17 protein-coding genes and 1 pseudogene are annotated in these 19,149 nt (G+C 72.1%); 7 read left to right on the top strand and 11 right to left on the bottom strand.

Going from position 1 to position 19,149, the window contains the following annotated elements; genetic code table 11:
• Nucleotides 1-18: 18 nt before the first annotated feature.
• The 3 genes and pseudogenes from ABZ671_RS16395 to ABZ671_RS16385 all read right to left on the bottom strand — a co-directional run bounded on the left by ABZ671_RS16395 (nucleotide 19) and on the right by ABZ671_RS16385 (nucleotide 1,776).
• The gene (locus ABZ671_RS16395) at nucleotides 19-210 is read right to left on the bottom strand and encodes a DUF397 domain-containing protein (RefSeq protein WP_357857878.1); all 192 of its coding nucleotides are present in this window, start codon (nucleotides 208-210) and stop codon (nucleotides 19-21) included.
• A pseudogene (locus tag ABZ671_RS16390) lies at nucleotides 203-1,068 on the bottom strand (helix-turn-helix transcriptional regulator). Before ABZ671_RS16390 ends, ABZ671_RS16395 begins: the two are co-directional and overlap by 8 nt.
• Nucleotides 1,069-1,359: 291 nt before the next feature.
• Nucleotides 1,360-1,776 (bottom strand): protein-tyrosine phosphatase family protein, encoded by a 417-nt coding sequence (locus ABZ671_RS16385; RefSeq protein WP_357857875.1) that lies wholly within the window; start codon nucleotides 1,774-1,776, stop codon nucleotides 1,360-1,362.
• Nucleotides 1,777-1,813: 37 nt separating this feature from the next.
• Here ABZ671_RS16385 and ABZ671_RS16380 point away from each other — a divergent pair, with 37 nt between their 5' ends.
• Genes ABZ671_RS16380 through ABZ671_RS16360 form a run of 5 tightly spaced genes read left to right on the top strand, consistent with a single transcriptional unit; the run spans nucleotide 1,814 to nucleotide 4,964 of the window.
• Nucleotides 1,814-2,038 carry a lasso RiPP family leader peptide-containing protein gene (locus tag ABZ671_RS16380; RefSeq protein ID WP_357857872.1) on the top strand — a complete coding sequence of 75 codons (225 nt, stop codon included), beginning with the start codon at nucleotides 1,814-1,816 and terminating at the stop codon, nucleotides 2,036-2,038.
• 29 nt (nucleotides 2,039-2,067) lie between these two features.
• The gene (locus tag ABZ671_RS16375) at nucleotides 2,068-2,682 is read left to right on the top strand and encodes an ABC transporter ATP-binding protein (RefSeq protein WP_357857869.1); all 615 of its coding nucleotides are present in this window, start codon (nucleotides 2,068-2,070) and stop codon (nucleotides 2,680-2,682) included.
• 50 nt (nucleotides 2,683-2,732) lie between these two features.
• On the top strand, nucleotides 2,733-3,560 hold the full coding sequence (locus ABZ671_RS16370) for an ABC transporter permease (RefSeq protein ID WP_357857866.1): 828 nt from the start codon (nucleotides 2,733-2,735) through the stop codon (nucleotides 3,558-3,560).
• On the top strand, nucleotides 3,553-4,686 hold the full coding sequence (locus tag ABZ671_RS16365; protein WP_357857863.1) for an asparagine synthase-related protein: 1,134 nt from the start codon (nucleotides 3,553-3,555) through the stop codon (nucleotides 4,684-4,686). Before ABZ671_RS16370 ends, ABZ671_RS16365 begins: the two co-directional genes overlap by 8 nt.
• Nucleotides 4,683-4,964 (top strand): PqqD family protein, encoded by a 282-nt coding sequence (locus ABZ671_RS16360; protein ID WP_357857861.1) that lies wholly within the window; start codon nucleotides 4,683-4,685, stop codon nucleotides 4,962-4,964. The genes ABZ671_RS16365 and ABZ671_RS16360 overlap by 4 nt, the downstream gene beginning before the upstream one ends.
• Nucleotides 4,965-5,028: 64 nt before the next feature.
• On the opposite strand, the gene ABZ671_RS16355 is transcribed toward ABZ671_RS16360, so the two are convergent.
• The 8 genes from ABZ671_RS16355 to ABZ671_RS16320 all read right to left on the bottom strand — a co-directional run bounded on the left by ABZ671_RS16355 (nucleotide 5,029) and on the right by ABZ671_RS16320 (nucleotide 15,629).
• Nucleotides 5,029-5,433 carry a lasso peptide biosynthesis B2 protein gene (locus ABZ671_RS16355; protein WP_357857858.1) on the bottom strand — a complete coding sequence of 135 codons (405 nt, stop codon included), beginning with the start codon at nucleotides 5,431-5,433 and terminating at the stop codon, nucleotides 5,029-5,031.
• Nucleotides 5,426-6,364 carry a nucleotidyltransferase family protein gene (locus tag ABZ671_RS16350; RefSeq protein WP_357857855.1) on the bottom strand — a complete coding sequence of 313 codons (939 nt, stop codon included), beginning with the start codon at nucleotides 6,362-6,364 and terminating at the stop codon, nucleotides 5,426-5,428. Before ABZ671_RS16350 ends, ABZ671_RS16355 begins: the two co-directional genes overlap by 8 nt.
• On the bottom strand, nucleotides 6,361-7,191 hold the full coding sequence (locus ABZ671_RS16345; protein WP_357857852.1) for a hypothetical protein: 831 nt from the start codon (nucleotides 7,189-7,191) through the stop codon (nucleotides 6,361-6,363). The genes ABZ671_RS16350 and ABZ671_RS16345 overlap by 4 nt, the downstream gene beginning before the upstream one ends.
• Nucleotides 7,192-7,275: 84 nt before the next feature.
• Nucleotides 7,276-10,008: a putative Ig domain-containing protein gene (locus ABZ671_RS16340; protein WP_357857850.1), complete on the bottom strand. Its 2,733-nt coding sequence runs from the start codon at nucleotides 10,006-10,008 to the stop codon at nucleotides 7,276-7,278.
• A gap of 283 nt (nucleotides 10,009-10,291) precedes the next feature.
• Nucleotides 10,292-10,996 carry a hypothetical protein gene (locus ABZ671_RS16335; protein ID WP_357857847.1) on the bottom strand — a complete coding sequence of 235 codons (705 nt, stop codon included), beginning with the start codon at nucleotides 10,994-10,996 and terminating at the stop codon, nucleotides 10,292-10,294.
• Between the two features lie 13 nt (nucleotides 10,997-11,009).
• A complete protein-coding gene (locus ABZ671_RS16330; RefSeq protein ID WP_357857845.1) occupies nucleotides 11,010-12,794 on the bottom strand; it encodes a DUF4012 domain-containing protein in 1,785 nt (594 codons plus the stop codon).
• Between the two features lie 122 nt (nucleotides 12,795-12,916).
• Complete coding sequence (locus ABZ671_RS16325) at nucleotides 12,917-14,146, bottom strand: glycosyltransferase family 4 protein (RefSeq protein WP_357857842.1); 1,230 nt, start codon at nucleotides 14,144-14,146, stop codon at nucleotides 12,917-12,919.
• A 25-nt stretch (nucleotides 14,147-14,171) separates the two neighbouring features.
• Complete coding sequence (locus ABZ671_RS16320; RefSeq protein ID WP_357857839.1) at nucleotides 14,172-15,629, bottom strand: polysaccharide biosynthesis tyrosine autokinase; 1,458 nt, start codon at nucleotides 15,627-15,629, stop codon at nucleotides 14,172-14,174.
• A gap of 195 nt (nucleotides 15,630-15,824) precedes the next feature.
• On the opposite strand from ABZ671_RS16320, the gene ABZ671_RS16315 reads away from it, so the two are divergent.
• Both ABZ671_RS16315 and nhaA read left to right on the top strand, forming a co-directional pair.
• Nucleotides 15,825-17,684: a polysaccharide biosynthesis protein gene (locus tag ABZ671_RS16315; RefSeq protein ID WP_357857836.1), complete on the top strand. Its 1,860-nt coding sequence runs from the start codon at nucleotides 15,825-15,827 to the stop codon at nucleotides 17,682-17,684.
• Between the two features lie 148 nt (nucleotides 17,685-17,832).
• Entirely contained in the window at nucleotides 17,833-19,143 is a 1,311-nt protein-coding gene (gene nhaA, locus ABZ671_RS16310) for a Na+/H+ antiporter NhaA (RefSeq protein ID WP_357857833.1), read from the top strand.
• Nucleotides 19,144-19,149 lie beyond the last annotated feature (6 nt).

Below are 19,149 nucleotides of genomic sequence, written 5' to 3'. Positions count from 1 at the left end.
TGCTGTCACACCCGCCGGTTACCGGGCCACCTTGGCGGACGCCACGAACGCGGACCACGCCGCCGGGGTGAAGGCGAGCGCCGGGCCCTGGGGGTCCTTGGAGTCACGTACGGCCACGACACCGGGGAGATTGTCCGCCACCTCGACGCAGTTTCCCTGGGCGCTGCTCCGGGTGGACTTGCGCCACTGAGCATCGCTTGACCTACTCATGATGTCCCTCCTTGATCCGCTGCATCAACTTGCGGGAATCGTTGACGCTCAGCGCTTGGGCGGTGAGCGTGTTCCACACCTCGGCGTAGGCCCTGACCTCTTCGATTCGATCGAGGTAGAGCGCCCCCGAAAGGCCTTCGTTATAGACCGTTGTCGGCTCCGCAGACCTAGCCCCGTTGGTCGGAAAGTCGAGGATCACAAAGCCACCCGACACCACCACCTGAGACAGTCTGCCGTTCAGTGGTAGCACCCTGATCGATACGTTGGGGTCCTCGCTGGCCCTCATCAGTTTGTCAATCTGCGCGGCCATCCCGGCGACACTCTTGTGAAGTAGCGCCTCCTCGATGAGGACGTCCAGGGTTGGAGCGGCAGGCCGCCTCCTCGTGAGAAGGCGTTGCCGTTCGACACGTAGTTCAACGAGCTTGGCCGCCTCTCCGTCGGAGACATTCGGCCGGGTACGCACAATCTGGGCGGCATACTCCGGGGTTTGCAGCAGGCCCGGAACCAAGGCATGTTCGTACGTCCTAATCCGACTGGCGGCAGCCTCAAGGCCAACATACAGCTCGAACCAACGGGGGATCACCTCGCCATAGGCGTGATACCAGCCCTTACTCTTCGACTCCTTCGCGAGGCTGGTGAGAACCTCGGTCATATCCGCCGACGCCCCGTACATCCGGCACATCTGTTCCACGTCCAGGGACCGGACGGGAGTCTGCCCGACTCGATCCGGTACATCTTGGCGCGCGACCACTCAAGATCGGATGCGGCAGCCTCCAAGCCGATCCCGGCCTGCTCTCTGGTTTGTCGCAGCAGCCGACCCAGCTCCCGCCTTGGCACGGTCGAGCCGACTTCGCTCATCAGGATCATCCCCCCCCTGTCTCATCGTGACGCCTCACCCGACTTGCTGCGAGACGGCTCTTGCATCATCACCACCACCATCGGACTGATTCAGCGTTGACGCGCAGCATCGACGGGCCGAACCATCCGCCCCGGAGCATGCGATGGGGTACGACCTGCCGGGTGTGGGGTGAATGTTCGGTTGCAGGCGTGGGCTCGCGATGGTGGGTGGAACATCATGGAGGTCACGGGAGCCGTTTGAGGTCTATGGCGTTCCACTGAAGGGGTGGCGCGGATGGCCGGTGGGGCGATTCACAGCCGGCGCAGCCAGCGCCGCTGCCACGGGGTCTCGACCGCGCGCGGGTGGTAGCGGGCGCGCACCCAGGCCACCGCCTCCTCGGGGGCCAGCCCGTCGAGCACGGCGAGGGCCGCGAGCTCGGTGCCGGTGCGTCCGATGCCGCCCCGGCACGCGACCTCCACCCGCTCACCCGCGTACGCCCGCCGCCGTGCCTCGCGCAGCGCGTCCCGCGCGTCGGCGGTGTCGAGCGGCACCCAGAAGTCGGGCCAGCGGACCCGGCGGTGCGGCCAGGGCGGGATCGGTCCGGCGGCCAGGACGAGCGCGAAGTCGGCCGGCGTGGCCGGGTCGGCGAGCCGCCGCCCGCGTACCGTCGCGCCACCGGGCAGCAGCATCAGCCCACTCCGGTCGGTCCAGGTTTCCCCCGCGATCATTCGGTCATTGTGCCGACGAGGCGCTCGAAGGAGCAAAATGGCCGGTAACCACCCAAAGACAGGTATGATCCGGGCAGTCGATTTTACCCAATTGGAGATAATTATGAAGAATTTTCCGGAAGCTGAAAAAATCAACGAGGCACCACGTGACTACCAGCCGCCGCAGCTGCGCCGGCTGGGCACCCTGGCCGAGCTGACCCAGGGCGGCAATCCCGGCGTCTTGGACAGTGTGGGCCAAGCCGGCGCCCAGGGTTCCATCTGATCCCGCGAGGCCGCCCGCCGGCCGACCAGATGCTGCGGCTCATCGGTGCCGGGCGCGCCTTCGGGCGACGCCCGATCTTCTCCGGCCTCGACCTTCACTTGGCGGCGGGGACGCGGTTGTTGCTCAGTGGCGGCAACGGTTCGGGCAAGACGACCCTGCTGCGGTGCCTGGCGGGGAGCCTGACGTTCAGCACCGGACAGGCGCTGGTTGCCGGCCAGCCGGCCGGTTCACCGGCGGCTCGTCGCCTGGTCGGCGCCGCCCTCGCTCCCGAGCACGGTCTCTACGGCCGGCTCACCGGTCACGAGAATCTCATGCTGGTGGCTCGGATGCGGCTGCCCGCCCGGGAGGCGGCCCCAGCGGTTGCCGGGCTGGCACGGGAGTTCGGCATCGAGGACTACGCCGGCGTACCCATGGAACGCTGTTCGGCCGGGATGCGGGCCCGGGTCGTCGTCGCCCGGGCCCTGCTCGGCGACCCGGCCGTGGTGCTGCTTGACGAGCCCGGCCGCAGCATGGACGCCGACGGGCGGGAGCGGATCTGGGCCGCTCTGGCCCGCCGCCCCGGGCTGACCTGCGTGCTCGCATCCCACCTGGCCGAGGACCGCGAGCGGTGCGACCGGGTGCTGACCATGCCGGTGCGCCGGTGAGGGGTGTTGTGCGAACACAATCCTCGGCTGGTCCGCATGTCGCATCGACCGTGGTCTCTTCCGCGACGGCGGTGCGGGGGCCGGCCGCCGGGCGGGCGATGCTCGCGCTGCTGCGCCGCGACCTGACCGAGCGCCGTGGCCTGCGGCTGCCGTTCGTGCTGGATCTGGCGTTCGGGCTGCTGAACCTGCTGGTGTTCCTCTTCGTCTCCCGCGTGCTCACCCTGTCGCCGCACGCCGATTTCACCCGCGCGGCCAGCTACTTCGATTTCGTGGCGGTGGGCATCGTCTTCCTGCTGGTGCTGCAGGCCGCCACCGTGCAACTCGTCGTGCGGGTGACCACCGAGCAGCGGGCCGGGACGCTCGAACTGCTGGTCACCCAGCCGGTGCCGGGCTGGGCGCTCGCCCTCGGGCTGGCCGGCTATTCGTTCGCCTTCGCCCTGGTGCGCGCCGGGCTCTACCTGGCGGTGCTGGGTGGATTTTTCGGCCTGCACGTCGGGCACGCCGACTGGCTCGGCGTGGTCACCGTGCTGAGCCTCGGCATGCTCGGCACGCTGCCGGTGGGCGTGGCGCTGATGGGGCTCGCGGTGGCGATCGGCCACGGCGATTCGGTGGCGCGGCTGACGGTAGTGGCGCTGTCCTTCCTGTCCGGCGCGTACTTCCCGGCGTCGGCGCTGCCGGCGGCCCCCCGCGCGGTGGCCGGGGCGCTGCCCAGCCGGATCGCCCTCGACGGGCTGCGACACGCGCTGACCGGCGCGGCCTGGGGTCGCGCTGCGCTGATCCTGGCCGGGGCGGCCGCCGTGCTGCTGCCGCTGTCCGCCTGGGTCTTCGACCGGGCGCTGTGGATCGCCAAACGCAGAGGGGTGCTGACCCGTGAATGACCTCGCGCTTCCCCGACCCACCGCCCGGGACGTGGCCTGCGGCATCGTGCTGGGCCTGGACCCGGCCGCACCCGCACCCATCGCGGTGCCCAGCCGGGCCCCGGCCCCCCTGGTGGCACTGGAACACGCGGTGCTGCCGGCGCTACGCCGTCCGCCGTGCCTGGTGAGCTTCTCCGGCGGGCTGGACTCCTCGCTGGTCCTCGCCATCGCCGCCCGGGTCGCTCGACGCGAGGGGCTGCCCGATCCGGTGCCGGTCACCTGGCGGTTCACCGGGGCACCCCGGGCCGAGGAGTCGCCGTGGCAGGACCAGATCATCGCCGAACTGGGCCTGGCCCGGGAATGGCAGATTCTGCAGGCCGGCGAGGACCTGGACCTGGTCGGCCCGGTCGCTCGCCGGCTGCTGACCCGGTACGGGCCGATGCACCCGCCCAACCTGCACGTCCACCTGCCGATCATCGAGCTGGCTCGGGGCGGGTCCCTGCTGACCGGCGCCGGCGGCGACCAGATCCTGGCGGGCTGGCGGCGGCGCCCCGCCACGCTGCGGATGCGACTCGGGCTGCTTCGGGCCCGCTGGCTGCGCCCGCAGCCGGACCTGTTCCCGTGGCTGCATTCACGGGTGTCCCGGCAGCTGCGTCAGGCGCTGCGCGCCGAGCAGCGCGCCGAACCGCATCGGTTGGCCGGGCGGATCGCCTGGCACCTGCGCCGCCGTGATCTGGCGATGACCCGGGCCGGTCTGGCCGCCGTCGCCAGCGATCATGATGTGCTGGCCGTGCATCCGTTGGTCGACGACGGGTTCGCCGCCGCCCTGGCCGCGCACCGGGGCCGGCTGCGCACGCCGTCGCGCCGGGAGTTGCTGGCCGACATCGCCGACGCCGGGTTGCCGCCGCTGGTCGTCGCGCCCCGACCGAAGGCCACCTTCGACGAGGCGTTTCTCCGGGCCGCGACCCGCGAATTCATCCGGTCCTGGGACGGCACCGGCGTCGACGAGACGCTGGTGGACGTGAACGCGCTGCGCCGGGAGTGGTCCGACTGGCCGGTGAACTCGCTGACCGCCGCACTCGTGCAGCATCTCTGGCTGGCCGGGCACCGGGCCGGGCGGCAACCGACCGTGGAGGCACCGAGATGAACACCGAGGCATTGACCGTGTACCGGGTCCGGGCGGGCCGGGTCGCCTGGCGGGCCGCAGGCGAGGAGGCGGTGCTGCTGGACACCCGGCAGTCCGTGTACTTCGCCCTGGACCGCTCGGGCGCGTTGCTCTGGCCGCACCTGGTGGCGGGGGCCACCGCCGCAGAACTGACCGCCGCGCTGATCGAACGTACCCCGGTGGACCAGGAGCAGGCCGCCGCCGACGTGCATGCGTTCCTGGCCGAATTGGAGTCCGCCGACCTGGTCGACCGGGTCTGAACCGCCCTGGCACGGTTAACAGGGGGCCCCTGTACCACGCGAGGCGTTAACAAGGGGCCCTTCCTTACAGCCAGGTGGGTGGGGTGGGGCGGCGGAGGATCTCCAGTAGGTCGTGCCGGTGGGGGTCCGGGTCGCCGTCGAGCCAGGCGTGGGCGTGGAAGCCGGCGTCGGGTGGGCTCACCCCGATGACCACCGTCCGATCGACCCGGTGCCGGGCGTGCCAGCGCTGCAGCACCAGCGAGCGTTCCAGGCAGTTGCCGCCGGCGCGCCGCAGGGCGAGCCGCACGAGGGCGTCGGTGCCGCCGGCCGGCGGGGCGGGGATGCGCACCGCGTCCAGTCCGCCCCGGGCGAGCTGTCGGCGCACCCGGCGGCAGGCCAGCATCGTCCAGGCCACCAGGGCCAGGCCGGGCGGCCCGTGCCGGCGAGTCACCCGGATCAGGGCGCGCAGCGCGCGTACGGGGTCAGCCACGGTTCAGCCGCCGGGCGGTGTGCAGCTCGCGCAGCGCCCGCAGCAGGGTGCGGGTGTGCCGGCCGTACCGTCGCGCGTGGGCCAGCAGTAGCCCGCCCGGACCGGTGCGGGCACGCGGGTCGACGTAACGCAGGTAGGTGGCCGAGGGCAGCAGGAGGCGAGCGAGGTGACGAAGCCGCCGCCGCCAGCCCGGCAGTTCGGCGAGCCGGGCCAGGGTGATCGCGGTCGGTGTGGCCCCGTGTGCGGTGAGCCAGGGCAGCGGCGGGCCGGACGTGGGCAGGGCGAGCTGGGTCGCCACCGCCGCGCCCGCCGGCAGCAGCCGCAGCCCCACGGCGAACGCGGGCGTGGCGGCGCAGCGGACGGCGATGCGTGCCGCCGCCGGCCAGGCGCCAGCAGGCAACACGTCGAGGGCGAGGGCGAGGTCGGCCGCGGGCTTGACGAAACGGCCCGGACTGGCCGCGTGCAGGGCGGCCAGCAGGGCGCAGCCCGCCGTGTCCGGCACCGGCACCGTGCCGCCGCCCAGCGCCATGGGTTCCGCCCCGGCGCGCAGCGCCCGCCACAGTTCCTCGGGATCGTCCACACCGGCGAAGCCGCGGTGCAGGTCCACGGTGAGCGACAGGGGGCCGGGGGCGTACCAGGAGCGCTGGTGCCAGGCATCCCCCTCGCCGGTCAACTCGTCGCAGACATGCGGCCGGAAGCCGGCGGCGGCGAGGGCCGCCTGGGCGCGGCCGAACGCGGCCGGCGCGACCAGCAGGTCCACGTCGGCGTAGAGTCGTTCGGTGCCGAGCCGCCGGGCCAGCCCCGCTCCCTTGAGCAGCACGCTGTCGACGTCGGCCCGGCGTAGCGTGTCGACGGCGGTCGCGGCGGCGGCGTCGAGGGCGAGGCAGCGCAGCGCCATCCCCACGTCGAGGTCGGTGGTGGCGTCGGTCATCGCGGTGCCTCGGCGGGGGCGAGGGCGGCGTCCAGCAGTCGGCAGGTGTCGTCGAGGACGGCCCAGTCGCGGGGTCGGGTCAGGTCGTAGCCGGGCAGTCCGGCCAGGGCGAGCAGCCCGGCCGGGTCCGAGGGCAGTTCGGGCAGCGAGCGCCGGGCGGCGAGCCGGGCCAGCAGCTCCACCGGGCCGATGGGCGTCAACGCCGGACGCTCGCCCCAGCCGAGGAAGATCCAGCCGCCGAGCGGGAGCCGCTGCGGCACGGCCGGCAGGGTGATCCGCAGCCGGGTGTCCTGGCGTACCGGACGGGTGGTGAGGTCCACGCCCGGGATGGGCTCGCGCAGGTCGACGCAGCGCGGGCCGGCGAGCACGTCGCCGCCGTCGAGGACAACGATGTCGTCGGCCAGCACCGGCACGCCCCGGGCCGCGAGCGCCGCGAGCAGGCTGCTCTTGCCGGCGGTACGGACACCGAGCACCACCCACGCCCGTCCGGTGTGGACGAAGGCCCCGGCGTGGAATGTCTCCCGTCCGGCCCAGCGGTTGACGGTGACGGCCACCGGGCCGAGGTACGGGTGGGCCAGCACGTCGGGGGCGAGCGGCGGGCCGTAGAAGGTGGCGGTGCCCCGCCGGCGGTGCAGGTCCAGGGTGCGACCGTCGGTGAGCACCCGCACCATCCGGTCGGCGTCCAGTGGCACGGGTTCGGGGGGTGGGGCGTGGCGCTGGCGTACGGTCACCGTCCGGCTCCTCCCGGGCGGGTGGGTCGCGGCCGGTAGTTCAGCGACGCCGTCCAGGCCGCGGATGTGCAGCCCGTAGGCGGATCTGACTGGCATGTCACACCTTCGTGGGAGTGGTCGGGAACGCGGACAGCGTCGGGTGGGAGGCGAGATTGCCCCCCACCCGACGCCGCGACCGGATCAGCGCCGCAGCGTGCCCGTGACGTTGGTCAGCTTGCGGCTCTTCGCCGCCTGCTGCGCGGCCTTCTTGGCCGCCTGCTTCTTGGCTGCGGTGACCGCCGCGGCCGCCGCCGGGCTGGGTGGTACGACGGGACCGGCGCCGAGGGCGTCGATGTCCCAGCCGACCCAGTAGGTGCCGCCCTGGTCCACGTAGAACGTCAGCGAGAAGCTGATGGACTGGCCTGGCGGCAGGCCGCCGAGCGGCGTTTCCAGGGTCAGCCCGGTGGAGAGTCCGCCGCCCGGCGGGTCCGTGGCCCCGAAGTCCATGCTCGGGTTCTGCACGGTGACCGGCTGGCCGCCGACGATGATGGTGCTGGTCGGGTTCGTCGGGTTGGCCACCCGCAGCTGCGCCGGGTTCACTGGCTGCGGCCCGCCCGGAAGGGGCGCCCCGTTCGGCTGGCTCAGCGAGGTGATCCGGATCCGCACCAGGGAGGCGGGGGTGACGCCCCGGTTGGTGACGGTCCGGCGGATGATCAGCTTCCGCGGCGTGCTGCCGCTGGCCGGGACGACCTCCTGGTTGGGTGCCGCGGTGGGGCTCTGGGTCGGGTCGAGCAGGGTGGTCTGCAGCAGGTCGCTCTGCTCGTACGGGCCGAACTGCCGCAGCGGATTGGGCGTGCCGAGGGCGGACGGCACCCCGTTGATCGGGCCCAGCACGACCGCCACGAACCGGAAGTCGGCCTTGTTGTCCTCGGTTTCCTGCGGCACGCCGGCGACCCGCAGCCGGGTCCACGCGTTGCGCACGAACGGCGGGCTGGTGAACGACGGCAGCGGGGTGCCTTCGTAGAAGCCCGGCACGCTGCCGGCCAGGTCGGTGATGGTCTTCGCCGCGTCCGGCACCCGCACCCGGAGGCCGACCGTGCCGTTGTTCGGCACCGGCCCGAGGTTGGGTACGGTCAGGTCGGGGGGAATGGTCGGGTTGGCATAGTCCGGCGCACCGATCAGATAGCCGCGTCTGGGGTTCAGCGGCTGCGCGCTGGCGGGAATCGTCCAGGAGATGCCGCCGGGGGCCTCCACGATCACCCCGGCCATCTGCATGTCGATCGAGGTGTTGTTGTAGAGCACGACGTACTGGTCGAGCAGCCCGGCGATCCCGGACTGCCGGAACTGGTCGATGAGCAGTTGTGCGTCCTTGCCGTTGACCTGGATGTTGACGGTGTTCGAGGTGACGACGGCGTTGGTGTTGGTGGCGTTGTAGCGAACGGAGATCTGGTTCAGGCCGAACGCCGGCAGTTTCACCGAGAAGCTCGCCTGGTTGAGCACCACGGTCTGCACGCCCAGGTTGGCGGTCACGCCGTTGGGCTGCCGGTCGAACAGCGTCACCGTGCCCTGACCCTCGCCGGGATTGATGGAGACGGTGAGGGTGATCGGGCTGTCGAAGAAGACCGACGTCGACGAGGCGCTGAGGGTGACGATGCTGGCGGCCTGGACCACGATCGTGACCGGCTTGACGTCGGTGAGCCCGGCCGCGTCGGTGACCCGGAAGTTGAGCCCGTACACGCCGGGCGTGGTGGGTACGCCGGTGAGCTCACCGGTGAACGGGTTGAAGGTCAGGCCGGGCGGGATCGGCCCGGCGGTCACCGCCCAGGTGTAGGGCGCCACACCGCCGACCACCGTGGGACGGTACGAGTAGGAGGCGTTGACCTCGCCGAGTGGCACCGAGGTGACCACGATTGTCGGCGCCGGGATGACGGTGATGCCGATCAGCAGGCTGCCGCGCAGTCCGCCGGTGTCGGTCGCCTGGACCACGAAGGCGTAGGTGCCGGCTGCGCTCGGGACGCCGCTGATGGTGCCGGTGCTGGTGTTGAGGGTCAGCCCCGGCGGCAGGCTGCCGTAGGTGATGGCGAACGTGTAGGGCGGCCGGCCGAGGGAGGTCTGGACGGTTGCGGTGTAGGCGACACCGACCTCGGCGTTGCCGCCGACGAAGTTGACCGACGGCGAGACCCCGGTGGTGATCGGGAAGGTCGGCGCGGACTGCGGCCCGACGCCCTCGCCGGTCTGCGCGGCGACCCTGAAGGTGTAGGTGACGTTGGCGGACAGGCCGCCCACCGTGGCGGTGAGGACGTTGCCCACCGTCTGCGACGACTGCTGCACCCCGCCAATGTAGGGATAGATGATGTAGTTGGTGATCGGCGAGCCGCCGTTGGAGGACGGCGGCAGCCAGGTCAGCGTCGCGCTGGCCGTGCTGCCGGTCGCCGCGATGATGGTCGGTGCGGTCGGCAGGGCGAGGATCCGGGGCGCGGCGGAACGCTTGCTGGCCGGGCCGACGCCGGCGGCGTTCTTCGCCGCCACGGTGAAGGTCCAGGTGCCCGTCGCCGCCGGCAGCGTCAGCTTCCGGCTGGTCGTCGAGGCGTCGAAGGACAGCTTCGTGGCCTTATTGCCGTTGCGGTACGAGGTGATCACGTACCCGGTGATCTTGCTGCCGTTGTCCTTCGGGGCCTTCCAGGTCACCACGGCGGTGGCGCCCTTCTTGGCGGCGGTCGGGGCGGCCGGGGCGGCGGGCTTGACCGGCTTCGGCGCGGCGACGACCGGCTTCACCTCGGGTAGCGCGGCGGTGGCCGCGGCCGGTGTGACAGCCGGTGTTCGTCCGGTCTGGACGGGAGCCCGGGCTGCGGCTGGCGTCGACACGCCCGCCAGCGCCAGCGTCAGGGCGACCGCGGGTGCGGCCAGCCGACGGATGCGGTGCGACAGGGACATAACTGCTCCTAGCTGAGCGCCGACGCCGAACGGCATGGCCGGCGCTCGATGTACGCGCGGACGGACGTGTGGCAGATTGCGACTGTTTTTCGCGATAGATCCGGCTAGTCCTATATTTCTATACCATCCGTCCATGGGTTCATGTCCATGCCATCAGCCAAATTTGACTCCTTTCCTCGCATCACGATCGGCGAATATTGCCTGCTCAAAGCAGGGTGCCCGCCGGACGGTCGTCCGGCGGGCACCCGTTCGGCGGTCCGGGCCCTGCCCGGTGCGTTCAAGGTCAGCGCGAGCCCATCCCGGAGCGGCGACGCCAAGCCAGGGAGAGCAGCACCAGCAGCGCGCCCACGCCCGCCAGGCCGACACCGATCTTCAGCGGGGTGCCGAGGCTCGAGCCGGTCACCGGGAGGCCTCCCCCGGTCGGCGACGGTGACGGGGTCCCCGCCAGCGGAAGCACGGTGCCCGTCGCGCTGGCCGTCCGGCCCGAGCTTTCCCCGGTGGCGGTGAAGGTGTATCGCCCCACCTCAGTCGGCCGGTACTTGACTGTGAAGGCACCGGTGGCGTCGGCCACCACCTTGAAGTGCAGCGGCGCCGGCTGCGGCTGGGCGTCCAGCGGCCGCGCGTAGGCCACCGGAGCCAGCGCCACCGTGCTGCCGTCGCCGCGCCGCGCCGTACCCGCTGCGGGAGCGGCGCCCGGCAACGCCGAGATGGAGACGTCGATGTCCACCGTCTCGCCCGGCGCGAAGCCGCTGCCGTGCAGCGTGAAGGTCTGGCCAAGTCGGATGGTGGCCAGGGTGACGGTCAGGGTGGCGGGGCCCTGGCCGGGCGGATAGAACGTTACCGACGGCTGCGGCTGCGACGGCGACAGCGACGGCTGTGGCTGCGACGCCGACGGCGTCGGTTGCGGCTGCGCCGCCCCGGCCACGGTCGGCACGGCCGCCACGGCCAGTCCGACCGTGAGCGCCATGATGATGCGGGATAGCCGCATGATGGATTCCCTCCTACTGTTCACAGCTTGGTGCGGTGGCAACTTGGGTGGTCCACGGGGTGACGGTGGGCGTGAGCACCAGCTCGGCCGTGCCGGCACCGGTCTGCCCGGTGAGCAGCGAGACGTCGAGGGTGCGGGTCTGGCCCGGCTTGACCTCGACGTTCGCCACGGCGATCTGGCGGCGATGGTCGAGACCGCTGCCCAGCGCGGTGTCCCGCCCGTCCAGCCGGCCGCCGAGCACCGCCCCGCCGGTCGGGCTGTACACCGACACGAGGGTGCGGGCGGTGTACGGATCGCCGGAGAGGGCGAGGCCGGTGACCGACTTGTTCAGGCCCGATCGCGGCGCGGTGGAGCGCACCGTGACGCGCAGGCGCAGCTCCCGGCGCCCGTCCGACTGGCAGTCGCCGAGCGTCAGGTTTGCTGAGAACCTCAGGTAGTAGCCGAGCTTCGCGCCGCTGCCGTCGTTGAGGAACACGCCGACCGTCGGCACGGTGTCCTTCTCGGGGAGCGTTCCGGCCAGCCGGCTGCCGGCCAGAACGCGCTGTTCCTCGGGATGTCCACTCCAGAACAATATCCGACGTTCGTCGACAGACCGGGTGAAAACGGTCAAAAGCTCGCGAGGATTGACAGCCTTCGTGAAAAAGTCGGTGAAGACCGCGGCGGCGGCCTGCCCGAAGTACTCGTCCTGCGCCTGCCCATCGAGGGTGCGGTAGGAGTCGCTGAGCAGCGTCTGCACCACGGTGCCCCCAGACAGCGTGGGCCGGCCGGGCACGGCCACCGGCCCGATGACGCCGAGCAGGTACGACAGCGCCACCGGATCCACCGCGAGGACCCCGTCCACCGTCGTGCCGGTCCGCCGCCGGACCATCTCCCGGTACAGCGCCGCCGCGGCGGGAAAGTCCGGGCTCAGGTTGACGTCGGCGGGAAAGATCCCCGGCAGGTCGGACCAGAGCCCGCGCACCTCCTGATCCACGCGCAACGGCGGATCGAACCGTCCCAGCTCGGAGCTCGCGCCCTGCTGGGCCATCCGGATCTGACCCTTCTCGGCCCGCAGCACCGCGTACGCGCCGAACATGCCCCCGGTGGAGCGCAGCTCGGCGGAGTTCTGCGAAACGAGCAGATAGCGGCGGGGCCCGTCGGCGCCGAGCAGCGGCGGCAGCAGTCGGGCACCCTGATCCGCGGCGGCGGTCAGCCCGGCGAGCTTGTCCAATTCGGTCCGCAGGCCGCTGAGCGCAACCTGCACCTGCCCGAGCAGATGCCCGGTCGGCACCGCCCGCAGCCGCTCGCCGGTCTCCCGCACCACCTGGTTGGCGGCGGCGACCTCGCCGGACACCGCGCGGAGCCGGGTCAGGTCCAGGCTCCCCTTCTTGGGCACCAGCGAGGCGATGTCGATCCGCAGCAGGGCCGGGAAGGCCCGGCGGGCAAGGTCGTCCACGGCCACGGCGATCTGGCGTACGGCGGCCAGGTCGTCCCCGGCGTACGGCGCACGCTGGGCGAGCCACCAGGCCGGGTCCCCGGTCGCGGCGCGCGCCGCGCCCGCCTGCTCCTGCAGGGCGGACAGGGTGCGCTGGGCCCGATCGGCATCCCCGCCCACGACCTGCGAACTCAACTCGCGCGCGAGACCGGCGGCGTTGAGCAGGTGCGCCCGGGCCTGCCAGCCCCGAAAGGCGACCCAGCCACCGAGGGCCAGCAGGAGCGAGAAGACCACCAGGCCGGTGAGCAGGGTCCGGCGTACGCGGGCCCGGGACCAGCGCCGGGAGTTTCGCCGTCGACGGCGGGACACCCCACTATCCGTCACACCACTCTCCCCACGTCGAAACCAGACAGGCTTGTCGATTAATCGCTTTCTAGCATCAAACAGGCAGGTATCACCCCTTATCAGGTTTTTTGGTGGTTGGCGGCGTGTTTCGCGAGGTGAGCTCACCGGCGCGGGCGGGCAGTCCGCGAGGTGACCTCGTGGAGCAGTTGCTCGATCCGGTCGACGCCGGCCCGCAGCGACATCTCCCGCAGATAGGCGTCGCGCCCCCGCCGGCCCATCTCGACCCGCGCCGGTGGGGGGATCGCCGCAGCCAGCCAGAACCGGTCGGCCAACGCGGCCCAGTCCTCGGGTGGACAGGAGAGCCCGGCCCTGGCCCGCTCCACGACCGCCGCCGTGTCACCGCCGGCCGAGGCGACCACGGGCGACGCGCAGGAGAGGGCCGCCTGCAGCTTCCCGGGCATCATGCCGCGCAGCTCCGGCCGGTCCCGCAGCATGACGAGTTGGTAGTCGGCCGCCGCATAGAGCTCCGGCATGTCCAGCGGCGACCGCCGTTCGACGAACCGGACGTTGTCGGACCGCAGCTCGGCGGCGAGCCCCCGCACCCGCCGCTCCGCCGCTCCCGAGCCGACCAGGACCAGGTCCATCCGGTCGCCCAGCGCCGCCGCCGCGCGCACAGCGGTCTCCAGGCCCTGGCGTACGCCGATGGTGCCGGCGTGCATGACCACGCAGCGGTCGTCCCGGCGGATCAACCGCTGGGCGGCCCGGCTCGGCTCGGCGGGCCGGAAAATCCGCTCGTCGGTCCAGTTGAGCACCACCCGCACCCGGTCCGGCTCGGCGCCGGCGGAGACCAGCAGGTCCCGCATGGACGGAGCGCTGATGGCGATGCTGTCGGCCTCCTGGTAGATCCGGCGCAGGGTGGTGCCGAGCCGTCCGGAGAGCTGACGAGTCTCGTCGACCGGGGCCAGCTCCTCCTCCGGCCAGACGTCCTGCACGTGCAGCACCGTTGGCACCCGGCCGAGCAGACGCAGCAGGCCGGCGGCTGCGAAGGTCACCGCCGGCAGTTGGAAGACGTACAGGGCGTCCACGTCCCCGAGATAGCGGCGGCCGGTGAGCGCCACGCTGCCGGCGAAGGAGAGCCAGCTGGCCATCCGGGCTTTGGCCGAGCCGTCGCCCTTGGCGTAGCGGGGCACCCGGCGAACGGTCAACCGCTCGCTGTGGGTCTGGTGCCGCCAGCGTTGCCGCCAGCCGGGATACACGTGCCCGCCGGGATAGTCCGGAAATCCGGTGAGCACGCGTACCTCGTGGCCTCGGGCGGCCAACTCCTCGGCGAGGCTGCCCGGGATGAACGCCGGCTCCGGCGGGAAGTGGTAGGACAGGATGCCGATCTTCATGACCGCGGGCTCCCCCTGCTGGCGCTCATCGGGACAGCCGGGTGAGTTCCTGCGTACGGTCGGGAACCCCGGCCGCGACGGCCTCGTCGTGTCGGACGGCCCGGGCCCGGTCGGCGGGCACCGACGGCGCGGGCGGCACGACCACCTTGTACGCCTCGTACTGATAGGCGTCCAGCTTGGCGATCCTGGCCATGTTGAGCACACAGCCGAGCATGCGCACCGAGACGGAGTTCAGCGCGCGGGCGGCGGCGGCCACCTGGCCGCGCGAGGTCCGGCCCTGCTGGGTGACCAACAGCGCACCGTCGGCCTGCACGGCCACCACCACGCCGTCGGTGACGGCGAGCAGCGGCGCGGTGTCGATGACCACGATGTCCGCCGACTCCCGCAGCGCCGCCAGCAGGTCCGACATCGCCTTGGAGCCGAGCAACTCGCTGGGGTTGGGCGGGGTGGCGCCGCTGGGCAGCACCAGCAGCGACTTGTCGCCCCACCGCTGCACCACGTCGCCGACCTGGACGTCGCCGACCAGCACGTCGGTGAGGCCCACCGCGCCGTCGAGGCCGAGGTAGTCGGCGGCCTTGGGCCGACGCAGGTCGGCGTCGATGAGCAGCACCCGCCAGCCCGCCTCGGCCAGCGCGATGGCGGTGTTGCAGACAACGCTGGTTTTGCCCTCCCCCTGCAGTGCGCTGGTGACCGCGATGACCCGGGCCGGCTCGTGCGCGTCGACGAAGCGCAGGTTGGTCCGGAGCTTGCGGAACGCTTCGGCGCGCGCCGAGTTGGCCGCCTCGCCGACGATCAGCGGGGACGACTTGGCGTTCGCCGCGAACGGGATCTCGCCGAGCAGTGGGCTGCCCGTCACCCGCTGGAGCCCGGCCGCGTCCCGCATCCGGACGTCGGCCACCCCGCGCAGCACGGACAGCCCCGCGCCGAGCAGCAGGCCCACCAGCCCGCCGACGGCCAGGTTCCGCACCGGCTGTGGCGACACCGGGCTGGCGGTCACCCGCGGGCCGCTCACCACCTCGATCTTGATGAGTGGCGACCTGCCGTCCGGCGGCGTCTCCACCTTCTGCACCAGCTCGACGAATTTCGCGGAGAGCGTCTCGGTGGTCTTCAGAGCCCGGGGTTGGTCGGTGTCGGTGAAGGTGGCCCTCAGCAGCACGGTGCCGGTCTCGGTGGAGGTGCTGACGTGGCCCCGCACCTGGTCCGCGGTGAGGCCGAGCGGGCTTGCCGCCACCACGCTCTGCGCCAGCCGGTCGCTGGTGAGCAGGTCGGCGTAGGACTTGACCCGCTGCTGGAGGAAGAGGCCGCCCGCGTAGGCGTCGGAGACGCCCTGGCTGGGAGTGGTCACGAAGAAGGTCACCGAGGCCTGGTATTGGGCCGGGGTGCGGACGGTGATCAGCGCCGCTGTCCCCAGGGCGACCATCACGGTGATCAGAACGATCCACCAGTGCCGTCGGATCAGGCGCAGGTAATTGAGAACCTCCATCACGTTCCCCCTCGCGACACGCCGATCAGCCGATGAAACTGCACGAAACCCCCTAAAGCGCTCAAACCATCCATTAATCGTGTCAGGATCCAAACCGCCTAAACATCACAGCAAGCGCCTCGCCGAATGTAAACGACCCAAGGCGCATAGACGGTCTAAATCCTTCCAAATCCGGATCTGACGCGAAGGGCAACCATGGATCGCGAAGCCACCGCCGCCACAGACGACGCCGCCCGACCCCGCGACTGGGTCACCCGCCGCGCGGCCACCCTCGCCCTGTTAACGCTGGACACCGCCGCCTGGTGCGGGGGATTTCTGGGAGCGGCCTGGACCCGCTACGAGTTCGAGCTCACCGCCGACCAGTGCGCGCGGGTGCTGACCGTCGCGCTGGCCTGCGCCACGATCCACGCGGCGCTCACCCTGCTGTCGTTCCGGACGCACGGACGCCACCCGGTCGGCAGCGCCGGCGAGGCCCGCCGGCTGGCCGGCACCACCGCGATCGCCGCCCTGGCCACGCTCGCCGGCCTGCTGCCGTTCGCCCAACATCCGGTGCCGGCCACCACTCCCCTGGTGGGCGGCGCCGTCGCCCTGGTGCTGATGGCCACCGGTCGCGCCCTGTGGCGGGGTCGTCAGGACCGGCACCGCCGGCCGGTACGCAGCGCCGAACGGTGCCTCGTCTACGGCGTGGACGCGGCGAGCGAGCGGCTGATCCGGGTGCTCCTCGGCGACCCGCAGAGCCGGTACCTGCCGGTGGGCCTGCTCGACGACGACCCCGACAACCGGATGCTGCGCTTGAACGGGCTGCGCGTGCTGGGCGGCCGGGAGCAGATCGGCGCGGCGGTGCGCAGGACCGGAGCGCGTACGGTGATCTTCTCGATGAGCGGCGCGGATGCCGCGCTGCTGCGCGACGTACGCGGTCGCACCCTGCAGGCCGGCGCCGCCTTCAAGGTGCTGCCCCCGGTGCGGGAGCTGCTGGACCGTCCGGTCACGGTCACCGACGTCCGGGACATGCAGATCACCGACCTGCTCGGCCGGGCGCACCGGGTCGCCGAGCTGGCCGTGGAACGCAAGGGCCTGGCCGGACGACGGGTCCTGGTCACCGGAGCCGGCGGCTCCATCGGCTCGGAGCTGTGCCGGCAGATCGCCCGCTGCGAGCCGGGCGAGCTGATGATGCTGGACCGGGACGAGTCGGCGCTGCACGCCCTCCAGATGTCGCTGCACGGCCGGGCGCTGCTGGACGGCCCCGAGCTGATCCTGGCCGACATCCGGGACGCGGAGGCCATCGCCCGGCTCGTCGCCGACCGGCAGCCGGACGTGGTCTTCCACGCGGCGGCCCTCAAGCACCTCACACTGCTCCAGCGACACCCCGGCGAGGCGATCAAGAGCAACGTCTGGGGCACCCTCAACGTGCTCGAGGCGTGCCGCGACGTCGCCCAGTTCGTCAACATCTCCACCGACAAGGCGGCCAGCCCGATCAGCGTCCTCGGCTACTCCAAGCGGATCACCGAGCGGCTCACCGCCCACTACGCCGAACGGCTCGGCGAGTCATACCTGAGCGTCCGCTTCGGCAACGTGCTCAGCAGCCGGGGCTCGGTGCTGACCGCGTTCCAGGCGCAGCTCAGGGCCGGGGTGCCGATCACCGTCACCCACCCAGAGGTGACGCGCTACTTCATGACCGTCGAGGAGGCGGTGCACCTGGTGCTCCAGGCGGCGGCCATCGGCCGCGGCGGCGAGGCGCTGGTGCTGGACATGGGCGAGCCGGTGCGCATCGCCGACGTCGCCCGCCGGCTCGCCGCCGAGGCGGACACCCCCGTCGAGATCGTCTACACCGGGCTACGACCCGGCGAGAAGCTGCACGAGCACCTGTTCGGGCCCGACGAGACCGACCACCGCCGGCTGCACCCGCTCATCTCACACGTCCACGTGCCGGCGCTCCGGCCCGAGGAGGCCCGCGCGCTGGACCCGTACGCCGACCCGGAGGAGCTGATCAAGCGGCTGGCGGCGCTCTGCCAGGGCAGCGGCGCGCCACTGTCGGTGCTGCCCGGACAGCGCTGAGGCCGGCGTCGGGCCCCGGGAGACGAAGGTCCCACCGGGGCCCGATTCGCTGCCCACGCGATGGCTCGGATAGGGTCAGAAGCGGTGTGCCGGGAAGTCTGGTCGGCGATTGTCCAACGACAGCCCCGATTCCCGAGGTGACACCCGCATGACCAACGGTGCCCCGGCGTCCCGCCGGCCAGAGCGCCTGCTCGCCCGCCGTTCCTGGCCGGAGGCGCGTTTCCTGGCCGACGTGCTGCGTACCGAGACCGTCGGTGGCGGCCTGCTGCTGCTCGGCGCGGTCGTCGCCCTGGCCTGGGCCAACTCACCCTGGCGCGCCGGGTACGCCGCACTCGCCGGCTGGGTGCCGTGGTCCGGTGGCGCCCCCCTGCACCTGGACCTCGACCTGGCCGCCTGGGCCGCCGACGGGCTGCTGGCGATCTTCTTCTTCGTGGTGGGCCTGGAACTCAAACGCGAGTTCGTCGCCGGGGACCTGCGGGATCCCCGGCGGGCGGCGCTACCGGTGGTGGCCGCGCTGGGTGGCATGCTGCTGCCCGCCCTGTGCTACGTCGCGGTGACCGTCGCCGCCGGCGGGACGGGGCTGCGCGGTTGGGCCATCCCCACCGCCACCGACATCGCCTTCGCCCTGGCCGTGCTGGCCGTGCTCAGCTCGCACCTGCCGCAGGGCCTGCGCGCCTTCCTGCTCACCCTCGCCGTGGTCGACGACCTCTTCGCGATCATCATCATCGCGGTCTTCTACACCGCCGATTTTCACTTCCTGCCGCTGCTCGGGGCGCTCGCGCCGATCGCCGTCTTCGCGCTACTGGTGCGGCGACGGCCGACCTGGTGGTGGGCGCTCATCCCGCTCGCCGTGCTCGCCTGGGGCCTGGTGCACGCCTCCGGGGTGCACGCGACCGTCGCCGGGGTGCTGCTCGGCTTCACCGTGCCGGTGCGGCCCCGCCGAGGCGGCGGACCGGGCCTGGCCGAGCGGCTGGAACATCGGTGGCGGCCGGTCTCGGCGGGCCTGGCGGTGCCGGTCTTCGCGTTCTTCGCCGCCGGCGTGTCGCTGGTCGGCGTGGACCCGGTCGGCCTACTCACCGACCCGGTGGTGCTCGGGGTGGTCGCCGGGCTGGTGCTCGGCAAGACCGTCGGCGTGTTCGGCTCGACGTTCCTGCTCGCCCGGTTCACCCGGGCCGAACTCGACGAGGACATCACCTGGGCGGACCTGTTCGGGCTGGCGCTGCTGGCCGGCATCGGTTTCACCGTCTCGCTGCTCATCGGCGAGCTGGCCTTCGGCGCCGGCAGCCCCGAGGACGACCGGGTGAAGGCCGCCGTCCTGCTCGGGTCGCTGGTCTCCGCCCTGCTCGCCTGCACGGTGCTGGTGCGGCGCAACCGGGTCTACCGACGGATCTCGGAACGGGAGAGCCAGGACAGCGACGGCGACGGCGTGCCGGACGTCTATCAGGGGGAGACCGCCTGACGCGGT

This window comes from Micromonospora sp. NPDC006766 (assembly GCF_040636055.1).
In the GTDB taxonomy this organism is placed as follows: domain Bacteria; phylum Actinomycetota; class Actinomycetes; order Mycobacteriales; family Micromonosporaceae; genus Micromonospora.
The sequence above is the reverse complement of the archived record's forward strand: the minus strand, read 5'-3'. Positions and strand labels throughout refer to the sequence as shown.

What these genes read in the sequence shown, in the direction of transcription:
- ABZ671_RS16335 (WP_357857847.1), bottom strand. Translation starts at nt 10,996, where the DNA reads ATGCGGCTATCCCGCATCATCATGGCGCTCACGGTCGGACTGGCCGTG.
- ABZ671_RS16375 (WP_357857869.1), top strand. Translation starts at nt 2,068, where the DNA reads ATGCTGCGGCTCATCGGTGCCGGGCGCGCCTTCGGGCGACGCCCGATC.
- ABZ671_RS16320 (WP_357857839.1), bottom strand. Translation starts at nt 15,629, where the DNA reads ATGGAGGTTCTCAATTACCTGCGCCTGATCCGACGGCACTGGTGGATC.
- ABZ671_RS16345 (WP_357857852.1), bottom strand. Translation starts at nt 7,191, where the DNA reads ATGCCAGTCAGATCCGCCTACGGGCTGCACATCCGCGGCCTGGACGGC.
- nhaA (WP_357857833.1), top strand. Translation starts at nt 17,833, where the DNA reads ATGACCAACGGTGCCCCGGCGTCCCGCCGGCCAGAGCGCCTGCTCGCC.
- ABZ671_RS16350 (WP_357857855.1), bottom strand. Translation starts at nt 6,364, where the DNA reads ATGACCGACGCCACCACCGACCTCGACGTGGGGATGGCGCTGCGCTGC.
- ABZ671_RS16385 (WP_357857875.1), bottom strand. Translation starts at nt 1,776, where the DNA reads ATGATCGCGGGGGAAACCTGGACCGACCGGAGTGGGCTGATGCTGCTG.
- ABZ671_RS16360 (WP_357857861.1), top strand. Translation starts at nt 4,683, where the DNA reads ATGAACACCGAGGCATTGACCGTGTACCGGGTCCGGGCGGGCCGGGTC.
- ABZ671_RS16340 (WP_357857850.1), bottom strand. Translation starts at nt 10,008, where the DNA reads ATGTCCCTGTCGCACCGCATCCGTCGGCTGGCCGCACCCGCGGTCGCC.
- ABZ671_RS16315 (WP_357857836.1), top strand. Translation starts at nt 15,825, where the DNA reads ATGGATCGCGAAGCCACCGCCGCCACAGACGACGCCGCCCGACCCCGC.
- ABZ671_RS16395 (WP_357857878.1), bottom strand. Translation starts at nt 210, where the DNA reads ATGAGTAGGTCAAGCGATGCTCAGTGGCGCAAGTCCACCCGGAGCAGC.
- ABZ671_RS16380 (WP_357857872.1), top strand. Translation starts at nt 1,814, where the DNA reads ATGGCCGGTAACCACCCAAAGACAGGTATGATCCGGGCAGTCGATTTT.
- ABZ671_RS16325 (WP_357857842.1), bottom strand. Translation starts at nt 14,146, where the DNA reads ATGAAGATCGGCATCCTGTCCTACCACTTCCCGCCGGAGCCGGCGTTC.